Source organism: Acinetobacter baylyi DSM 14961 = CIP 107474 (genome assembly GCF_000368685.1).
In the GTDB taxonomy this organism is placed as follows: Bacteria; Pseudomonadota; Gammaproteobacteria; order Pseudomonadales; family Moraxellaceae; genus Acinetobacter; species Acinetobacter baylyi.
The window spans coordinates 313442-334335 of the sequence record NZ_KB849628.1; the positions used below are offsets into that span (position 1 = coordinate 313442).

Here is a 20894-nt window from a genome sequence, read left to right on the forward strand (position 1 = left end):
TATAACTAATGACATCCTTATTTTATATAAAGACGTTAAAAAAATGACTCAATCTGCGCTTGATCAACTAAAAAAATTGACGACTGTAGTTGCTGACAGTAGTGATATTGAAGCTATTCGTAAATTTCTCCCATTAGATGCAACCACAAATCCTTCATTAATTACGGCAGCTGCCAGCATTCCTGAAAATAAAGCGCTCATTGAAGATGCTTTTAATCAGGCACATCAGGAAGGTTATGAAAATGACCTACTGATCGAACGCACAATTGATATTTTAACCGTCAAATTTGGGGTTGAAATTTTAAAGCTTATTCAGGGACGGGTTTCAACAGAAGTTGATGCTTCTTTATCTTACAATACAGAGGCAACAATTGAAAAAGCACGCGAACTATCGAAACTATACAAAGAATATGGTATTGATCAATCTCGAATTTTGATTAAAATTGCGTCAACATGGCAAGGGATTCAGGCTGCAAAAGTACTTGAAGCTGAAGGTATTCCATGTAACTTGACTTTGCTGTTCGGCTTACATCAAGCTCAGGCGTGTGCAGATGCCAAAGTTACCCTGATCTCACCATTTGTAGGGCGTATCCTCGACTGGTACAAAAAAGCAGAAAATGTTGATCATTATCCTATCGAGAAAGACCCAGGTGTGGTATCGGTCAAGAAAATCTTTACTTACTACAAACAACAAGGTACCCCAACACAAGTCATGGGTGCAAGTTTCCGTAGTATCGATCAGGTTCTTGGTTTGGCAGGAAGCGATTTATTGACCATCTCACCTGCACTGCTGTCTGAGCTTGAACAAGATCACCGCACTGTTGAAGCAACCTTGACCATCGAAGAAGCCAAACAAGCCGAGATTATTCATAGAGCTGCTCAAACTGAGCAAAGCTTTAAAGACGAGCTGGAACATGACCTCATGGCTTTTCAGCTATTACAGAGTGGCATCGACGGTTTTATTAAAGCTCGCGAACAGTTGAGTACATTGCTTAGGCAATCTTACGGAATTGATGCAGAAATCCAACCGTAATATTTGAATGTTCACATATATAAACCGATTTTTGTTATAGTACAGAAATCGGTTTTTTCTTGAGTAAATTCTTGTGTTTGGCATAACAGATCTAACAACTTACATCGTTGGTACTTTGTTAATTGTGTTGTTACCAGGCCCAAATTCGATTTATGTGATGTCGATTGCCTCTCGCTACGGTATTAGAACAGGTTATCGTGGCGCGTTCGGGGTTTTTACAGGCGATAGCATTTTAATAATTGCCACAGTTTTAGGTGCTGCATCGCTGATGAATACCTTCCCCTGGATCTTTACAACCTTAAAAATTGTGGGGGCACTTTATCTTTCCTATCTTGGATTTAAACTTTTATATGCGAGTTATATTCGCTGGAACAATGCACCAGCCCAAGATATCGAAATGGCAGACCTACCACAACTTGATCAAATTCATCCTTATCGAACTGCTTTAGGCATTAGCTTACTAAACCCTAAAGCAATCCTGTTTTTTTTATCTTTTTTTGTGCAATTCGTTGATCCTGTATATCCATATCCTGCGCTGAGCTTTGTTTCACTTGCGCTGATATTGCAATGTATTAGTTTTGGTTATTTAACTACACTTATTTTCTCTGGCGTAAAACTTTCGAGTTTTTTTAAAACCAGACATAAGATTTCCGCAATGAGTATTTGCTTGGTTGGATTTCTATTTTTTGGGTTTGGCTTAAAACTCGCCACTTCCAGCTTATAATTTTTTGACTATTTGTTTAAAACATTATCAGATTGGAATACAATTTTGAACGCTTAAATATCTCATTTATTCTTTCATTTTCTTTAACCTTCATAACGAAAAAGCCAAATCATGCAAAAATTTATTCGTGATTTCACCCTTCCTGCTGCATTTGCTGGATTTGTCACCTTCCTGATAGGAATAAGTGTTTCATCAGTTCTGGTCATTCAGGCAGCACAGATTTTAGGGGCCAATACTCCACAGATTACATCATGGTTTTGGGCACTAGGAATCGGAATAGGATTATCGGGTCTGATTTTGTCATGGAAATTCAAATATCCTGTTGCAACATCTTGGTCTACAGCAGGTTTGGCTTTAATTATTGCAACGGGAAGTGGCTATAGTTTACATGAAGCCATTGGGGCTTTTTTGCTCTGTGGGCTACTCACGGCGCTATTGGGTTTTTTCGGTGTGTTTCAAAAAGCGCTTGCTTATATTCCCCAGAGTCTTACCAGTGCCATGCTTGCTGGTGTTTTGCTCAAGTTTGGAATCGCTATTTTTGGCAACATGCAAGATCATTGGCAATTTATTATTAGCCTATTGGCAGTTTATATCGTATCTAAACGCTTATGGCCACGTTATTGCATTGTGATTACCGTAATTGCTGGCGTGATGATTTGTCCATTTTTTATGGAGTTTCATCTACCTACGTTACATTGGGAATTGGCGAAACCTGAGTGGATTACGCCTCACTTTACAGGATCTGCAATTCTAGGGCTGGCTTTACCTCTTTTTGTCATTAATATGGCATCTCAGTATTTACCTGGTATTGCCATGATCAAAAGCTATGGTTATAACCCAAATGTTAATCAGCTTATAGGATGGACGGGTGCCACCCAGACTCTTTTGGCACCTTTTGGCTGTTATACAGTTAATATCGCAGCGATTAGCGCCGCCGTAAGTCTGGATGATCAGGTGCACCCCGATCCTGCCAAGCGTTATATCGCAGGGATCAGTTGTGGTTTCTTTTATATATTAATGGGATTATTTGCTGCCACCCTGACCAGTTTACTGATGTCGTTTCCTTCTTTATTTATCGTGGCGCTTGCAGGAATCGCTCTTTTCGGCACGATCAGCCATAACATTGCAATTGCCTTTCAAGAACCAACTGATCGAGAAGCTGCTTTACTTACATTTTTATGTAGTGCATCAGGTATTCAATTCTTTGGAATTGGATCGGCCTTCTGGGGGCTGATCGTCGGTGTGATTGTTTCAATGGTTCTCAAAACAAAATTTAAAAAATCTTAATTCCTACTTGTCATCAAAAATACGATGCCTAAGCCATCGTATTTTTATCCCAATAAGCTTGCTGTACTTGGGGTACCTGATTGATCTGTGTAATGATTTCATTCATTTCAACTGGATCAATCGAGGTCGCAATGAGTGTTGCTTCAATTTCAATATCATTGTCACCAAATGGCTCCACATCCAAATCCTTTAATGGATAATTAAAATGCTGCAGGATCTCAGTCAATTTATACATCACCAGTTTACGATGAGCCTTATTGGCAACTAAATAAATGATATGCGTCACTTCAGATTCTGCATCAAGCGGTTGGCGATCAATCATATTGACCAAAGGCCGAAGCAATGTATTGGCAGCCAGAATAAATGCTGTTGCAACTACCGCTTCTACAATTTGATCTGAGCCCGCCGCAGCACCAATAGCAGCAGAACACCAAAGTGTTGCTGCTGTATTTAAACCATGGATGTTGCCTTCTTGGCGCATAATCACACCTGCGCCAAGAAAACCAATGCCAGATACGACATAAGCGATAACACGAACAGCCCCATCCGCACCTGAAAGGTTATTCGCAATATCAACAAAAATTGCTGCACCAAGGGCAACCAGCACATTGGTACGTAATCCAGCTGTACGCTGCCGATATTGTCGCTCAAAGCCAATCAATCCGCCTAAAATAAATGCAACTGCCAAGCTAATCAAGGTATCAGCCATATTGGACAAACTGGTATTTTGTAAAACTTGTAAAGTCATCATATTGCTCTTATTGCCATCCGTAACGACGGATATACATACGCTTAACCCATTGAGTCAAACACATATAGGCAAACAAAATAAAAGGTAGATATAAGAAGTAAGTCCAAGATAACGCTTCAAGTTTAAAGTAATTTGCAAACGGCCCCATAGGTAAAAATATCCCAATTGCACAAATCACCACAGTCATCACCAATAATGGTGTAGCTGCACAACTTTGAATAAATGGAATTTTCTTCGTCCGAATCATATGTACAACCATCGTTTGAGTGAGCAGCCCAACCACAAACCAGCCAGATTGAAACAAGGTTTGATGTTCTGGCGTATTGGCGTGAAACACAAACCACATTAAACAAAACGTCAAAATATCAAAAATAGAGCTGATTGGACCAAACACCACCATAAACCGCCCTACCTCGGAAGGCTGCCAGCGTTGCGGTTTTTCAAGTTGTTCTTCATCGACATGATCGAACGGAATTGCAATTTGAGATACATCATAAAGTAAGTTTTGCACCAGTAGATGAATCGGGAGCATCGGTAAAAATGGAATAAATGCACTGGCTACCAATACTGAAAAAACATTACCAAAATTTGAACTGGCGGTCATTTTGATATATTTGAGCATATTGGCAAATGTCCGACGTCCTTCAAGCACACCGTTTTCAAGTACCATCAAACTCTTTTCAAGTAAAATCAGATCGGCAGACTCTTTGGCAATATCAACTGCCGAATCGACAGAGATACCAATATCTGCAGAACGTATTGCGGCAGCATCGTTAATTCCATCACCCAAAAAGCCGACAACATGACCATTGGCTTTGAGCTGATCGACAATACGTTCTTTATGAATAGGGCTCAGCTTTGCAAAAATAGTGTGCTGTTCAACCGCATCTTTAAGTTGTTCATCAGACAAATTTTCGATTTCTCCACCAAGCAACACCTTGTCATGCGCAATACCAATTTCATAACATATTTTTTGTGTAACGAACTCATTATCGCCAGTCAATACTTTGACAGATACACCATGTGCATGCAGTTGCTGGATGGCAGGTCGAGCTGATTCTTTTGGTGGATCTAAGAAAGTAAGATAACCAATGAGAATCAGATCATTTTCATCTGCCACAGAAAAATTTTCTTGTACAGTATTAAAGTCACCATATGCGACCGCAACAACGCGCAACCCTTCACGGTTATAATTCTGCGTAATCGCTTCTATATCACGGCGCAAATCAGCAGTGAGTGCTTTGATCTCGCCTTGCAACTCGACACGAGTACATACTTTTAAAATTTCTTCGACTGCTCCTTTGGTCACCATGCGTACTTGGCACTGTGGAGTGCGTACCACGACAGACATCCTGCGGCGTTCAAAATCAAAAGGCACTTCATCCAGCTTTTTAAAGCGTAGCTTTTCAAACTTCATGTCCTGATCAACCGCTTCAAGCACAGCAACATCCAGCAAGTTTTTAAGCCCTGTCTGGTAATAACTGTTTAAGAAGGCTTGCATCAAGACTGCATGCGATTTTTTTCCTAACACATCGACATGATGTGATAGAAAAATTTTATCCTGCGTCAATGTTCCAGTTTTATCTGTACAAAGTACATCCATCGCACCAAAGTTTTGGATTGCATCCAGTCGTTTCACAATGACTTTTTTACGCGATAAAAAAACTGCTCCTTTTGCCAGTGTTGAAGTCACAATCATTGGCAGCATTTCGGGCGTTAAACCTACAGCAACAGATAAAGCAAATAATACCGCCTCACCCCAATCACCTTTGGTAAAACCATTGATCAACAAGACGACTGGTGCCATGACCAACATAAAGCGAATCAATAACCAACTGACTTTATTGACACCCAACTGGAAAGAAGTGACTGCATGATCTGTTGCAGTCACGCGATGAGCCAGCGCACCAAAATAGGTTTGAATGCCGGTACTAATCACAACTGCACGTGCTGTTCCAGAAACAATGTTAGTTCCCATAAACAGTAAATTATCAAGTTCTAAAGGCGAATCGATATCTGATGTGTTTGGAATCGCAAATTTCTCAACAGGCATGGACTCTCCTGTCATTGCTGCCTGCGAAACGAATAAATCTTTTGCAGTTAAAATACGACAATCTGCTGGAATCATGTCGCCAGCTGAAAGCAAGATGATATCGCCAGGCACAAGATACTGAATTGGCATTTCAAATTGTGTACTCTTTAACTGCTTAACTTCGACGCCATAGCGTTGCTTGAATAAAATCTGATCTTGAGTGCTGACCTTTTGGCGTAACACCATGGCCGTATTGGTGACCATGGCTTTGAGTGCCTCAGCAGCCTTATTCGATTTAGACTCCTGCCAATAACGAAGCAAAGTTGACAGTAAAACCATGACCGTGATGATCATTCCACCTGTCAAATCATCTGTCAGAAATGCAACAAGTGCTAGAAGGCTCAGCAGCACATTAAACGGGTTACGATAGCAATACCATAAATGCTGCCACCACGTGAGCGGTTTTTCCTGAGCAACCTCATTTAAACCACATGTTTGTTGTTGCAGGTAGGCTTGCGCTTCTGTTAAACCATCTTGTTCAGTGTGTAATTTTTCTAAAAGCTCACCAGTTTCCATTTGAGCATGGACTTTAAGCTGTTGAGATAAAGTCTGACCAATCTCTTTGGCATAGCTAGATTGATGCATTTCTTTAAAAGAACGATGACGCTCAAAAAAACGTTTGAGATGAAATGTTTCTAAGAATCGAGTAAATAGACGTTGCCATAGATCATATTTCATGGGAGATCTCCTTTTTCAGGCATACGAAGTCCATACCTTATTGGGTAAAATAAAGTTGACTAAAAAATAGATGTTTTGAAATTTAAGGCAGGAATAAACCTAAGGTGTGAAACTTAAACCGAAGCCAAACCATCGCTGTCGGAAAGCTTCCATACGCTGACCAAAAGAAGCTTCAAATGTGAGAAGATCTGGAATAATAGAATACTGAAATACGCTTTGAAAAAATGGAGATTTTTGATCCTGATTAAATGCCTCTAATGTAATGCTCGCTTTACTATTCAATTGATAACTGGCCGCAGCACTCCATTTTACTAAGTCTGCATGCTGTTTTGAGTATTGATACCCCACATTGGTATATAAGTGAATCGGTGTATCGGCCAAGACCCAAGCAAATGGCATATTCAAAAACCAGTCAACAGAATCTCCTATCGCAGTTTTATTCTGTGACACCGAAAGACTACCTGCAACACCCCAAGTGTCCAGTGCTTTAATGACTGTTTTTAACTGTGCGGACACCCCATAGCTATTAGAATCTAAATTATTTTGGGTATAACCGACTCCAGACTCAACCCCCTTAACGAGTTGACACGCAGGATTGAGCTGATAGCTTGTCCCCGCATTCTTGCTAGGTACAATTGCGCTTTCAAGCTGACAATGTCCGTAAGATGTAATTTCTGTATCATCAGTATTGAGCAATGGGCTGGCTTTAGCAAATTGAGAACACAAAATGCAGATCCAGATGCACATACATTGAATGCTATAGAATTTTAAAATTGAAGCGTGTAACCACATTGGCTTCTCCCAAGTTTAGGGGAGTCCAAGCAAGCAGCATGAATCATTCACAACTGTATTCAAGATGTGATAAGAATATCGATATAATGGTAAATGTTATGACAAACTATCTCATTGCAAGATAGCCGCCCCTAAGTCGTGACTTTCTTGCTCAATGAATAGGTTGCTTAACAGCTTTACAGCATAACCTCGAACAACTGCCCACTTAGGGTCTCCTCATATAAAATTTGCCAGTATTATATGTAGCCAATATTAATTTACAAGCGATTTAAAAAATTTAATTAATTATTTTTTTAAAGTTCACGTACCACGACCGATTTAGCCATTTTGTCATGCCAGCCCTGTTTTTTGGCATCAAAGGCAATCCAGATAAAGCCCAATAGAAGAACCAGTGTGGACGGAATATATCCAATATAACGAATAATCGATTGTCCTAGCGTGAGTTTATTACCTGTTTTTTCATCTAGCACTTTTAAACGCATCAATCGTTTACCTGGTGTTCCACCCAAATACAACCAAAAAAGAATCGTATAGAAGAACGGAAAAATATAATTGACCAAAATATCAAACCATAATGCTGGTTCCTGATCAGTCATCCCCGTAGAAAAAATCAGATCGTAATTTCCTTGATAAAAAATCCATGCCGATGGAATAATAGCCAGGGTCATAATTAACGTATCAATTACCGATGCACCAACTCGTACCCAAAAACCTGCATATTCATATTTATAAGACATAAAGTTATCTCATTATATTATTTCAGTTTATAAGATATTCTATTGTTATGAAGCTTAATGATTCTGGCTACACAAATGATTAAAAATTCAACTCATGATATCTCAATTTAAGTTAAACAAAACATAGTTGCAGCACATACACATTAAATAATTTCTGGGTATTCACCTGTACCAGTAGGCCAAGGCGTGAGTAATTCAAAACCCGTTTCTGTTACTGCGACCATATGCTCCCACTGCGCAGATAAAGATTTGTCGGTAGTGACCACTGTCCAGCCATCATTTAACTCTTTTACTTGTGATTTTCCAGCATTCACCATTGGTTCAATGGTAAAAACCATTCCCTTTTCAAGCACCATGCCATGCCCAGGTTGACCATAGTGAAGAATGTTTGGCTGCTCATGATAAACTTTACCAATACCATGACCACAGTACTCCTTGACAATGCTATAACCTTCACGCTGAGCTGTGGTTTGAATGGCATGACCAATATCACCCAATGTTGCACCTGGTTTAACCACCTGAATGCCTGCAAGCATCGCCTCATAAGTGGTTTTAACTAGTTTTTTGGCTTCTGGAGCAACCTCTCCAACCAGATACATTCGACTAGTATCACCAAAATAACCGTCCTTGATAATCGCAACATCAATATTGAGTATATCGCCATCCTGTAAAATTTTATTGGGTGATGGTATACCATGACACACCACTTCATTCACCGAAGTACAGGTCGTTTTTGTAAAACCATGATATCCAACATTTGCAGGAATTACTTTTAATGTATCAACAATAAATTCATGGCAAATATCATCTAAATATTCCGTAGATACACCAGGTTTTACATATGGAATAATCATTTCCAAAACCTGAGCCGCCAAACGTCCAGATACACGTAAATGTTCTATATCTTGTTCATTTTTAATTGTGACGGTTGATGCTCGCATGAAATTATCCTCATTGACCAAATCACATTATACTATTTTTAAAAATCATACGTACAATCAATCAAGCCTTTTTCATAGGTTTGATGAATTCGAAAAAATGCGCAATAATCCTAAAACCTGAACAAATAATACACATTTAGTGCAAATTTTAACAAAATTTGAAATAAAAATTCCAACGATTTATATTCGCTTTTTTTCAAATCTTATATTGATATTCAAAAAGATAATTTAACCTTAAAGTTTTTTTGCTCATCAGTTAGACATCTTATCCCAAGCAAAATACTTTTTTACCTCTCTAGACTTCACAAAAATGTCATCATTTCAACTAAAATTCGCGCTTCTTTATTGCGTCTGTCCCTTTTTATGACTAGTCTTCGTACTTCAGATATTATTGCATTGGGTTTTATGACCTTTGCTCTATTTATTGGGGCTGGTAACATTATTTTCCCACCCATTGTTGCTCAGCAAGCTGGCGAGCACGTATGGTTAGCTGCTGCTGGTTTCTTGATTACAGCCGTTGGACTACCTGTAATTACGATTATGGCTTTATCGCGTATGGAAGGTTCCATCGCAATGATCAGCTCTCCTTTAGGTCGTTTTTTTAGCCTGCTACTCACCATCGTTTGTTACTTATCTGTTGGGCCATTATTTGCAACACCAAGGACTGCAACCGTTTCATATGAAATTGGTTTTTCTTCTTACTTTGGAACATCAAGTGGCAGTCTCTTTGTTTATAGCTTGATTTATTTTTCCATTGTGACACTGGTATCACTTTATCCGAATAAATTACTCGATACTGTTGGCCATGTACTTGCACCCCTTAAGATTATTGCATTGGCAATCTTAGGTATTGCAGCAGTCCTCATCCCATCTAATTATATTCCACCAGCAATTAACAACTATGTAGAAAACCCTGTATCAGAAGGTTTTGTAAATGGTTACCTCACGATGGATACATTAGGTGCATTGGTTTTTGGTATTGTGATTATTCAGGCAATTTACTCACGTGGTGTACGTGATCCAAAACTGGTAACCAAATATGCAATCATTGCCAGTATCATCTCGGGTATTGGCCTTACTTTGGTTTATTTAAGCCTATTTAAGTTAGGTTTAGGCAGTCATGAAGTTGCACCAAATGCGAGCAATGGTGCCGTAATTTTGCACGCTTATGTGCAACATGCATTTGGTAATTTAGGTTCCTTATTTTTATCTGGCCTTATTTTCCTTGCTTGTATGGTCACGGCTATTGGCTTGACCTGCGCATGTGCAGAATATTTTGCTCAGTTAACTAACTTGCCTTACAAATTATTTGTATTTGTTTTAGTTGCTTTTTCATTACTGATATCGAATCTAGGTTTAACCAAGCTCATTACAGTATCCGTGCCTGTATTGACTGCAATCTATCCGCCTGCAATCGTTGTCATCATGCTCAGTTTCTTCTGGAAATTTTGGAATGTACCATCTCGCGTTGTTGGCCCGGTTACCGCTATAGCATTGTTGTTTGGTGTGATTGAAGGCTTGAAAGTCGCTGGTTTTACACAGATTCTGCCAAATTTTGTGCAGCATTTGCCGCTTAATGAACAAAATTTAGCTTGGCTGATTCCATCACTTGTCGTTTTAGTCATTTCTATTGTGATCGATAAAGTTAGAAAACCAAACGTTTAAAACTTATCGTTTTTATAAAGTTGAGCGCTTTATCCAAGCCTGATTTTATACAATAAAAATGCCGTTGTTTTTACCCAAAACTGGCATTTTTCTTTTTTTGTCTTATATCTCTATATCATGTGACTTTGGCTCACTTCTTGCTTTTATAAAAATACACAAAACAAAATTAAGTATGCTTTAGTCGCATAGAAACATGCATTTCTTTGTTTTATGGTGATACCTTATCTTTTTAAAAGCTTAATGATTCATCAGATAAATACAAATATTTCAATAGTAAATAAAGAAACTATGATTTATTTTGTATATCATCTGAAAAAATAATGTTATCAGCTATTGAAATGTGAGTAAAATCACAGTAAAACGAAGATGTAATCTAGACTAAAATACTTAGTTTTGTTGTTAAACATAATGGGAGGGATGGAGATGTCATCAATACATTTCAATAAGCAAGTCTTCATTAGCACTCTGAAGACCTCTAATTTAATCGTATATGCAGTAACACCTGTTGCTCTTATGCTTACGCTTATCTTCCAAGGTATGATTAAGGGTAATTTAAAGCCCGAATACTTTGGATATGCCTTGATTGTTTCTGTCGCCTTTTGTGTATGGGCTTACGTCGACCATAAGTTTAGACAAATGGGAGCCGAACGAGCTAAAGCCAATTTGGAGAGAATGGATGAGTAATCATCCATTTTTTATACCTTGCTTTTAGTAGTAGCTCTTTCCTTGTGTATTTTTATGATTTATTTAGCCAACTTATCAATTTACTTCAAAATACAATAAATGAATTGCAATAATTTTAAGATACTGACTGATTAAAATACAATTAACACATTGGCTATTTTTTACTTATATTTCTAAAGAGTCTTTTCAAATTATTCAAAATAAGTACAAGTTTTCCAGCATAATAGCGAATCGATCACTTTTTATAATGCTTGATATTTAAAGAGTATTGAATTGAATTTTTTCACTTTCAAACCTGCTTTTTGACTAAAAAATAGTTAGGTTGTAACTTTATCATATCGATAATTTTGTGAAGTTCTGTTAAAGTTTTAAAAGAAGCTAAGTCATGCTTTTAAGTTAATTCTTAAAGACAATGGCAATTATTAGCTTCTTTTTTTATATCCTGAGCATTTCAAGGTCTTCATTAAAATTATCAAAGGAAGCTTTATGTTAGTACTTGAGCCCCAACATGTTCACATGCATCAACATGCTGGTGATAAAGCAGAAGCACTACAATGTTTAATTAATATCTTGGTTGAAGACCAATTAGTGACTCCTGAATACTTGTCTGGTTTAGAAGCACGTGAACAACAAAGTGCAACATATTTAGGTCAAGGTATTGCGATCCCACACGGCACCCCTCAATCTCGTGAATATATTTTAAAAACTGGGGTACGCCTTGCTCATTTTCCAGAAGGGGTAGTTTGGGATGGTGAAAATACGATTTATCTAGCAGTTGTAATTGCAGCAAAGTCAGATGAACACCTTCAGGTTCTACAAATTTTGACACGCGCGCTGAGTAAAGATGTCAATGAACAAGTGAAGTCTGCGCAGTCTTCTGAACAGATTATTGAAATTCTACAAGCTCAACCTCATTCTCTGGTACTACATGAAAATCTAATTCAAACAGATACTTTTGTAGAAGATATCGAAGATTTTTTCTGGAATGCAAGTAAACTTCTTAAACAACAAAAACTCGTAGATCCTGGTTTCATCAGTCAACTTGACCCTCAAAATACAATTCAAATCCAAGATGATCTCTGGTCTATTTCTGGTACAGGCTATGTTAAACAACCTGCTGTAAGTATTGTAAAAGCTCAGCAACCGTTAACGTTTCAAGGCAGTACAATTAAAACTCTTATCTGTATTGCTGCCAATGAGCAGTTAGACACAGATCAGTTTAATCGTCTAATGGACGTTTTATTTCAACCCCAAGTACAGCAGCAACTTGAAACTGAACAATCAAGTAATGAAATTGCGAAACTTGTAGGCGCAGAAACCATTCCGGATTGGCCTTCCCGTTCTATTGTCCTTGCCAATGCGCATGGTTTACATGCCCGTCCTGCTACACAAATGGTCAATCTTACCAAGACATTTAATGGGGATATTCAGGTTTCAGTCGATGGTGGTAGTTTTGTTTCCGCAAAAAGTTTAACCAAGCTTCTTTCACTAGGTTGTCAACGTGGACAAATGCTTACGTTTATTGCTGAACCAAATACAGATGCAACGGATGCTCTTGAACAGATCATTTTAGCTGTTAGACAGGGTCTTGGTGAGGAAGTTGAAGCGATTGAAGATCAACTTACTTCAAACTCTTCATTAAATGGATCCCAATTGATTGAAGAAACTGATTCAGTTGAAATCAGCCATTGTGGTATTGCAGCATCTGCAGGACTTGCATTTGGTCCAGCTCATATCATCAAGCCAAAGAAATTTAATTATGATCGTTTTGGTCAGAGTCTTAAAACAGAAAAAGAAAAACTCGAAATCGCGATTCATACTGTTAAGAATACCATCCATCAATTTATTGCCAAATCTACCTCTAAAGATATTAAACAGATTTTTCTAGCGCATCTTGAAATGCTCGATGACCCCGATCTGATTAAACAAGTTCATCAAGGCTTAAATCATAATCTGAGCGCGGCTGCTGCATGGCATGAACATATTGAAAAAGCAGCAAAAGCGCAGGAAGGTCTGAAAGATAAACTTCTTGCAGAACGTGCGGCCGATTTACGTGATATTGGTGATAAAGTTCTGGCTGTTTTATGTAATGAACCAGAAGTTGAAGAGCCAGAACAGTCTTATATTTTAATCATGCATGATGTTGGCCCTGGAGATGTAGCGCGCCTCAATAAAGATCGTGTGGCAGGTATTTTAACTGCTGTGGGCGGTTCAAGCGCACATAGTGCAATTGTCGCTCGTGCACTTGGTATTCCTGCTGTAGTGGGTGCAGGTGATGGTGTTCTAAACATTGATCCACATGCTGTAGTGCTGATCAATGGGGATAATGGCGAGTTTGAAGTTAACCCTTCAGCAGAACTCATTGAAAACGCCATTCGTGAACGCGAATATCAACGTCTGCGTCGTGAAGAAGCAGAACGTCATGCCCATGAACCAGCTATCACGGTTGATCAACATCAAATTGAGATTGCAGCCAACGTTGGTAAAATTCTGGATACTGCCAAAGCTGTGAGCCATGGCGCTGAAGCGATTGGCTTATTGCGCACAGAACTTGTGTTTATGTCACATAATAGCGCACCAGATGAGAAGGTACAGGAAAAGGACTATCGTCATGTATTAGATGCACTGGCAGGTCGACCGCTAGTGGTTCGAACACTGGATGTCGGCGGTGATAAACCTTTGCCATATTTACCCATAGCGACAGAAGAAAATCCTTTTCTTGGCTTACGTGGTATTCGCTTAACATTACGCAGACCTAACCTCTTAAGACAACAACTAATTGCATTACTTAAGGCAGCTGATAATCGTCCATTACGTATTATGTTTCCAATGGTTGGGCGCGTTGAAGAATGGCGTGCAGCACGCGCTATTTTGGATGAAGTATTACAACAATATCCATGCTCAAACCTTGAAGTCGGCATTATGATTGAAGTGCCTTCTGCTGCGCTTCTTGCTCCAATTCTTGCTAAAGAAGTCGATTTCTTTAGTATTGGAACCAATGATCTTACACAGTATACAATGGCAATTGACCGTGGTCATCCGATCCTATCTGCCGAGGCAGATGGTTTGCATCCAAGTATTTTGCTTTTAATTGATCAGACTGTACGTGCTGCACATGCCAACAATAAATGGGTAGGTATTTGTGGCGAGCTAGCAGCCGATCCTAAAGCTGTGCCTGTTTTGATGGGGCTTGGCGTAGATGAACTTAGTATGTCGATTACCAGCATTCCACTGGTTAAAGCTCAAATTCGCACCCTAAATTATGCAGCGTGCCAAGAACTCGCACAGAAAGCTCTTCTTTGCGATAGTGCAACAGCAGTTCGGACATTGGTGGAATAAATAACATGGCAAAGATTTTAACCATTACATTAAATCCAGCTATTGATGTGACTATTGAGCTGAATGAACTTCGTCTTGGAGAAGTAAATCGCCAAGAACACGTTCAGTTACACGCGGCGGGTAAAGGTCTCAATGTCGCTCAAGTGTTGCATGATCTAGGACATACGGTTATCGTTTCAGGTTTCCTAGGTCGGGAAAATCGTGAGATTTTTGATAAACATTTTCATCATATGCAGTTTGATAATCAATTTATTTATATTGATGGAGAGACACGTCAGAACATCAAAGTCGCAGAAAGTTCTGGACGCATGACAGATATCAATGGCAAAGGCTTTATAATTTCCGAACAGAATAAAACAGCATTTTTTGCTCAGATTGAGGCATGTTCTGTTGATATTGATCATGTGGTAATTGCAGGTAGCCTGCCTCAGGGCTTTTCAATTGATGATTTTAAAAGCTTAATTTCATTATTGAAAAAACTAAATAAAAAAATCGCAATTGACACCAGTGGCAAGGCTTTGGCTACTGCCATAGCAATGAACCCTTGGTTAATCAAACCCAATACAGATGAACTCGAAGAAAGTTTTGGTAAAAATGTTGAACAGTTCAGCGCTCAAACTGAATTATTCAAGCAGCTTGATAGCCAAATTGAACATGTTGTTATCTCTATGGGAGAAAATGGCGTGAACTGGTTAAATTCAGGCAAAGCTTTACATGCTCAACCACCCAAAATGACTGTGAAAAGCACCGTAGGCGCTGGTGATTCTTTATTAGCAGGCATGCTTCATGGTCTAGTGAGTAACTTTACACCCGAAGAAACCCTCACAACTGCGACCGCAATTGCAAGCCATGCAGTAAGTCAGGTCGGATTTAGAATTCCGACTCAAGATAAACTTGCTCATCTCAAACAACAAACCACTATCAAATCATTGAGTTAATCTGATGCAAACACTTAAATCTCTTTTATTTGTGATCAATAGCACGCAACAGTATGTCAATGCTTCGATTTTGGCAAAGAAATTAACGCAAGCTGCTGCTAAATCGGGGCTGGAAAGTAAAACAATAACAATTAAAGATTCAGTTCCAAATCAAGAATTTGATTTGGTTATCTTTATTGGTCAGCTACCCAAGAATCTTTCAACATTCAATGCTGTAAAATTTTCTCAGATTGATCTTGGAAATGCCAATCAAAATGCGGATGAAGTACTTCAACAGGCATTTCAGCATTCAAAAAGCCCAGATGAACTCAACGCTACCACGTCCAATTCGGCTCAGAAAGCCCAACGTTTTGTAGCGATTACGGCCTGTCCAACAGGTGTAGCACACACGTTTATGGCCGCAGAAGCCTTACAGCAAGGCGCGGATAGACTCGGTTACATCATTGATGTAGAAACACAAGGCTCTGTTGGAGCAAAAAATATTCTATCTGCCGAAGCCATTGAAGCCGCAGATATTGTCATTTTGGCAACAGATATCGAAGTCAATACAGATCGTTTTGTAGGTAAACGGGTTTACCGTTGCAGCACAGGTTTTGCTTTAAAACAAACAGATAAAGCTTTTGATCAGGCAATTGCCGAAGCAAAACTACTTGAATCATCCAAGCAAGCATCTAGCAATGCCACAGGCTCTACCAACAAAGAAAAAACAGGCATTTATAAACACTTATTGACTGGTGTTTCTTTTATGCTTCCAATGGTGGTGGCAGGTGGCTTGCTCATTGCACTTTCACTCTGTTTTGGTTTAAATGCTGCCGAACAAAGCGGTAGCTTGGCCTATGTATTAAAACAAATTGGGGTTACAGCATTTACCCTAATGGTTCCCATGCTTTCTGGATATATTGCGTATTCAATTGCAGATCGTCCAGGTTTGACCCCAGGCCTGATTGGTGGACTCCTCGCAACTCAATTACAAGCAGGCTTTCTTGGTGGGATTGTTTCTGGATTTCTGGCAGGATACATTGCATTATTCCTTGCCAAAAAAATCAAGCTCCCAACGAGCCTTGAATCATTAAAGCCAATTCTGATTGTACCTTTGCTCGGAACACTTTCTGTCGGTCTGATCATGTATTATGTCGTTGGTCATCCAGTGGCTCAGATCTTTGAGATGATGAAAGACTTCCTAAATAACATGGGTACCACCAATGCTGTATTAATGGGCATTGTACTTGCCTCAATGATGTGTATCGACCTTGGTGGTCCAATCAATAAAGCAGCCTACGCGTTTACCGTAGGTCTACTGACCACCAACACGTATATGCCGATGGCAGCAACAATGGCAGGCGGTATGGTTCCTGCAATTGGTATGGCTTTAGCAACCTTTTTTGCCAAAAACAAATTTAATATAGGTGAGCGCGATGCAGGTAAAGCCGCATTTGTATTAGGTCTTTGCTTTATTTCCGAGGGTGCAATTCCTTTTGCTGCAAAAGATCCAATGCGTGTTATCCCCACTTGTATTGCGGGTGGCGCCGTTACTGGTGCTTTGGTTGCGCTATTCCATTGTGAGCTGGTAACACCACATGGCGGGGTATTTGTACTACTCATTCCAAATGCGATTAACCATGCTTGGTTATATCTGATTGCAATTGCAGCAGGCAGTTTGGTTACAGGTATTAGTTATGCTGTTTTAAAACGTCGTGAGACGACAGCATTACAAAGTCAAACTGTATAAAACTTTAAAAGTTCAAGCAAGAAAAGAGAGCTCAGGCTCTCTTTTTTATGTCAAGATGTTCGATCTATATCATGCTTTAACATTGTTATTAATGAAATGATTCGAAATCATCTTTGTGTAATGTACTGGATTTGTGATAAGTAATTGTTTATAAGTAAACATAAGAATGATCCATTTATTCAATGACTCTATGACTTCTTTAGAACATGCCTTATCTCAAATACCCGCCTTCTCCACTATTCATGATCATTTATTTACTTCAGGACAGCCTAGCGCAGAAGACTTGCAAAACATTAAAGCATATGGTTTTAGTACCGTAATAAACCTTGCTTTAAGTGATGCTGATCCTCATCTTGAGCACGAAGACCGAATTTGTTTAGAGCTGGGCTTAAATTATATTCATCTTCCTATTTTGTGGGAAATGCCAACAGCCGAACAATGTATTTTAGTGCTTGATCTCATTGATCATTTGGTACAAACAGATATGGTTTGGGTACACTGCGCAAAAAATTTTAGAGTAAGTAGTCTGATGTATCTTTATCATCAGTATTACATGGGAATGGATATAGGAACTGCGCAAGAATTGCTGCATCAAATTTGGGAACCAAACGAAACATGGACAGGCATCATTCATAGTGTTGCTTTACAGCTTCAGGGCCGTAAAGCAACACAAGAAATTGAACAGTCACTGATTCATCCAGATCATTTTGCCTGATAGGAAACCAATACGGTAGCGGTTGCCAGAATACCTTCTTGTCTGCCTGTAAAACCTAGTTTTTCAGTGGTTGTGGCTTTGACACTAATTTGAGTGACATCAACATCCAGCACATCTGCTATGCTTTGACGCATCTCCAGATTATATTTTGCCAATTTTGGTCGTTCACATGCCACTGTAATATCAGCATTATTTAAAGCATAACCACGATCTAAAATGAGTTGATAGACGTGTTTAAGCAGTACACGGCTATCAGCACCTTTAAACTGTACATCTGTATCTGGAAAGTGCTGACCAATATCACCCAGTGCCAAGGCACCAAGCAATGCATCCGACAATGCGTGTAACACTACATCTCCATCTGAATGCGCTTTTAAACCATGAGTATGAGGAATTTTTATGCCAGCCAAAGTAACATGATCACCCTCTTCAAAAGCATGAACATCCATTCCCTGACCAATTCTAATTTGTACAACCACTATTCATTCCTCTATAAAATAATTAACAAATCTTGTATTCTGGCTTTAGGTTTCGCTATAGTACGTGAAGCAAAGACAAGTGAAAGTATAAGCGATCATGCCGTTTAATACACATAGATTTCCTTTAAAAAACGTAGCTTATGTTCTCATATTGGGAGGGCTTAGCACAGCAACCTATGCAGCACCCACCTTAAACTGTGATATTCAACAGCCATCTTCCATACATAGAATTTGCGCCAATCATGTTAAAGAGCTACGAAAAGAGCTTAATTCAAAATCTTTAACCGCTTATCTTGTAACAGATGCACCATTACAGCTTTTAAATGATACTCAAGCTTTATGGCTTAGCCAGATCAAACAATGCAAAACCAATCAATGTATTAAACAACAATTTTCAGTGCGTTTTGATGATCTTAATTTTTATACTTCACTCAACCAGAGTCTTACGCAACATTTTTTGAAATTTGAAAATGGTATCATCGCGACACAGCCAGTTCATCTGCAAATTCATCAGTTAGGTAAGGACAAAATAAAAATTGAGGGTATCGCTTATCGCAATCCTAACAATAAAGCAGATCGCCAAACCTTTTCATTTCTGGCATATACATCACCAGATAAAAAAAATGAGATTACAGACAATGAACATGACTGTCATTACCAATTTGATTTTCAGAAAAGTTTGCTCGTTGTAAAAACACAGCAAAAAGGATGTGAACGCTTTTCGGGAATATATCGCTTATATGATTAAACGGCATATTCTGACAAATATGCCGTTTCTTAAAGTTTTAGACTGGTATTTTTGACTGGATTTCCTGACCAATAATTGCAGCTGTAGCAGCCGAAAGAGTCCACCCCAGATGACCATGCCCTGTATTATAAAAAACACGTGGATGCTTACCTTGTCTAACAACAGGCATCATATTGGGCATCATCGGTCTTAACCCAGACCACGGTACCACGTGCTCTGTAGAGATCTCAAAATTTGCATTTACCCAGTTTATTAGTGGTTGAATCCTATCGGCACGTATATCGCGATTATAACCATTAAATTCAGCAGTTCCTGCTACACGTAATCGGTCTTTACCTAAACGAGAGGTTACAATTTTCGCGCTTTCATCTAATAAACTTACCCATGGCGCATTTTCGATGCTGTGTTCATCATTAAGATGAACTGTAATGGAGTAGCCTTTTACAGGATACACATTCACGCGATCACCCAACATATGTGCAAGTTGATAACTTCCGACACCACCACAAACCACTATCCCATCTGCTTCTAGCCTGAGGTGTTGACTCGATGGCTCAGTCATATTTTCTGTACTCGGAATACACGATACAATCACGCCTTTTTCCAAAAGCTCTATCTGATTTACATCCCAGCCGAATTTATAATCTACACCATCCCGCTTGGAAGAATCTGCCAGCCCCACACAAAATTTATGAATATCACCAGTCGCATCATCAGGTGTGTAATACCCCCCACAGTATTCACCAGATAATGCTGGTTCTATTGTTTTTATTTCGTCAGGATTAACCTGATAACGATGCAATGTGGCTTTGTTTAAAAGGTCATTCACATTTTTTGCAATTTCATAATCACTTGGGGTGTGATAAATATGTAAAATTCCCCTTCTTTCCAGATTAAAATCGATATTTTCAATTTCTGCAATTTCAAATAGCCGTTTTCTTGCAAGTAATGCAAGACGCACAGTCTCTATTGTATTTTGTTCGTAATGTTTAATATGCGATAAAAATTCAAATAGCCAGCTATATTTGTGTAGATTAAATGAAGGATTGAGCAATAGAGGTGCATCTTTCTTCGACATCCATTTAATTCCTTTGGATATTGTCGACCTCTGATTCCATACTTCTGCATTACAAGCTGAAAGCTGTCCACCATTCGCAAAAGATGTTTCCATCGCTGGAAATAAATGGCGATCAATAACAGTCACCTGAAACCCGAGTTTTATCAGTTCATACGCAGAGGTTACACCCGTAATTCCTGCGCCAATAACAATAATATGAGACATATCTACTCGCTTGAAATGTATAAACATTTCAGAAGTTGCCCCATCTGTCAGGGTACCTGAGAGCTTCGGTAGCTATAGATTTCCATAAATCTACGTACCATCCCCTTCGGTGAGTATTTTTGAAATACTTCTCTCCAGATTATAGATCGATTATTACAGTCCTTCTGCCTGAGAGTTTCCGGGGTCGTTGCTCCTTCGGCGTATCCTTTGCAAGAATATCTCTCCTGCAATAATCATTGTTGTTATAAAAGCAATGTATATGCCAATTCTCTAATAAACA

The 20894-nt window shown here is 39.0% G+C and carries 16 protein-coding genes, 2 pseudogenes and 2 riboswitches; of the genes and pseudogenes, 11 read left to right on the top strand and 7 right to left on the bottom strand.

Features of this window, described 5'->3' with window-relative positions; genetic code table 11:
* Nucleotides 1-43 precede the first annotated feature (43 nt).
* The 3 genes from tal (at nucleotide 44) to F952_RS10885 (ending at nucleotide 3044) form a co-directional block, all read left to right on the top strand.
* On the top strand, nucleotides 44-1033 hold the full coding sequence (gene tal / locus F952_RS10875) for a transaldolase (RefSeq protein WP_004927298.1): 990 nt from the start codon (nucleotides 44-46) through the stop codon (nucleotides 1031-1033).
* 73 nt (nucleotides 1034-1106) lie between these two features.
* A complete protein-coding gene (gene leuE / locus F952_RS10880; protein ID WP_004927301.1) occupies nucleotides 1107-1757 on the top strand; it encodes a leucine efflux protein LeuE in 651 nt (216 codons plus the stop codon).
* Nucleotides 1758-1868: 111 nt separating this feature from the next.
* A complete protein-coding gene (locus F952_RS10885; RefSeq protein WP_004927304.1) occupies nucleotides 1869-3044 on the top strand; it encodes a benzoate/H(+) symporter BenE family transporter in 1176 nt (391 codons plus the stop codon).
* A gap of 28 nt (nucleotides 3045-3072) precedes the next feature.
* Here the strand turns inward: F952_RS10885 and F952_RS10890 are convergent, their stop codons facing one another.
* The 5 genes from F952_RS10890 to map all read right to left on the bottom strand — a co-directional run bounded on the left by F952_RS10890 (nucleotide 3073) and on the right by map (nucleotide 9035).
* The gene (locus F952_RS10890; protein WP_004927307.1) at nucleotides 3073-3792 is read right to left on the bottom strand and encodes an MgtC/SapB family protein; all 720 of its coding nucleotides are present in this window, start codon (nucleotides 3790-3792) and stop codon (nucleotides 3073-3075) included.
* 10 nt (nucleotides 3793-3802) lie between these two features.
* The gene (gene mgtA / locus F952_RS10895; RefSeq protein WP_004927310.1) at nucleotides 3803-6565 is read right to left on the bottom strand and encodes a magnesium-translocating P-type ATPase; all 2763 of its coding nucleotides are present in this window, start codon (nucleotides 6563-6565) and stop codon (nucleotides 3803-3805) included.
* Nucleotides 6566-6664: 99 nt separating this feature from the next.
* Nucleotides 6665-7357, bottom strand: a complete 693-nt coding sequence (locus F952_RS10900) for a hypothetical protein (protein WP_004927313.1) — start codon at nucleotides 7355-7357, stop codon at nucleotides 6665-6667.
* Nucleotides 7358-7650: 293 nt separating this feature from the next.
* On the bottom strand, nucleotides 7651-8094 hold the full coding sequence (locus tag F952_RS10905; RefSeq protein WP_004927314.1) for an RDD family protein: 444 nt from the start codon (nucleotides 8092-8094) through the stop codon (nucleotides 7651-7653).
* Nucleotides 8095-8237: 143 nt separating this feature from the next.
* Entirely contained in the window at nucleotides 8238-9035 is a 798-nt protein-coding gene (gene map, locus F952_RS10910) for a type I methionyl aminopeptidase (protein WP_004927316.1), read from the bottom strand.
* A gap of 363 nt (nucleotides 9036-9398) precedes the next feature.
* Here map and brnQ point away from each other — a divergent pair, with 363 nt between their 5' ends.
* From brnQ to F952_RS10940, 7 genes and pseudogenes are all read left to right on the top strand, one after another.
* Entirely contained in the window at nucleotides 9399-10700 is a 1302-nt protein-coding gene (gene brnQ / locus F952_RS10915; protein ID WP_004927319.1) for a branched-chain amino acid transport system II carrier protein, read from the top strand.
* Between the two features lie 423 nt (nucleotides 10701-11123).
* Nucleotides 11124-11384, top strand: coding sequence for a hypothetical protein (locus F952_RS17045; protein ID WP_004927321.1), 261 nt, complete (start codon nucleotides 11124-11126; stop codon nucleotides 11382-11384).
* Between the two features lie 486 nt (nucleotides 11385-11870).
* Nucleotides 11871-12995: pseudogene (locus tag F952_RS17180) on the top strand (HPr family phosphocarrier protein); the annotation flags it as partial.
* Nucleotides 12996-13073: 78 nt separating this feature from the next.
* Nucleotides 13074-14723 (top strand): annotated as a pseudogene (ptsP, locus tag F952_RS17185) (phosphoenolpyruvate--protein phosphotransferase); the annotation flags it as partial.
* 5 nt (nucleotides 14724-14728) lie between these two features.
* Entirely contained in the window at nucleotides 14729-15661 is a 933-nt protein-coding gene (pfkB, locus tag F952_RS10930; RefSeq protein WP_004927330.1) for a 1-phosphofructokinase, read from the top strand.
* A 4-nt stretch (nucleotides 15662-15665) separates the two neighbouring features.
* Nucleotides 15666-17390, top strand: a complete 1725-nt coding sequence (locus tag F952_RS10935) for a fructose-specific PTS transporter subunit EIIC (RefSeq protein ID WP_004927333.1) — start codon at nucleotides 15666-15668, stop codon at nucleotides 17388-17390.
* Between the two features lie 190 nt (nucleotides 17391-17580).
* Nucleotides 17581-18105, top strand: coding sequence for a protein tyrosine phosphatase family protein (locus F952_RS10940; protein WP_004927335.1), 525 nt, complete (start codon nucleotides 17581-17583; stop codon nucleotides 18103-18105).
* Here the strand turns inward: F952_RS10940 and ispF are convergent.
* A complete protein-coding gene (ispF, locus tag F952_RS10945; RefSeq protein WP_004927337.1) occupies nucleotides 18093-18584 on the bottom strand; it encodes a 2-C-methyl-D-erythritol 2,4-cyclodiphosphate synthase in 492 nt (163 codons plus the stop codon). The two genes, F952_RS10940 and ispF, sit on opposite strands and share 13 nt — an antisense overlap.
* Nucleotides 18585-18681: 97 nt before the next feature.
* Here ispF and F952_RS10950 point away from each other — a divergent pair, with 97 nt between their 5' ends.
* Nucleotides 18682-19332, top strand: coding sequence for an A1S_1983 family putative colistin resistance protein (locus F952_RS10950; protein WP_004927340.1), 651 nt, complete (start codon nucleotides 18682-18684; stop codon nucleotides 19330-19332).
* Nucleotides 19333-19369: 37 nt separating this feature from the next.
* Here F952_RS10950 and F952_RS10955 read toward each other — a convergent pair whose 3' ends face one another.
* Nucleotides 19370-20614 carry a D-amino acid dehydrogenase gene (locus F952_RS10955; protein WP_004927341.1) on the bottom strand — a complete coding sequence of 415 codons (1245 nt, stop codon included), beginning with the start codon at nucleotides 20612-20614 and terminating at the stop codon, nucleotides 19370-19372.
* Nucleotides 20615-20648: 34 nt separating this feature from the next.
* Nucleotides 20649-20759: riboswitch (glycine riboswitch) on the bottom strand.
* A gap of 1 nt (nucleotide 20760) precedes the next feature.
* Nucleotides 20761-20851, bottom strand: a riboswitch (glycine riboswitch).
* Nucleotides 20852-20894 lie beyond the last annotated feature (43 nt).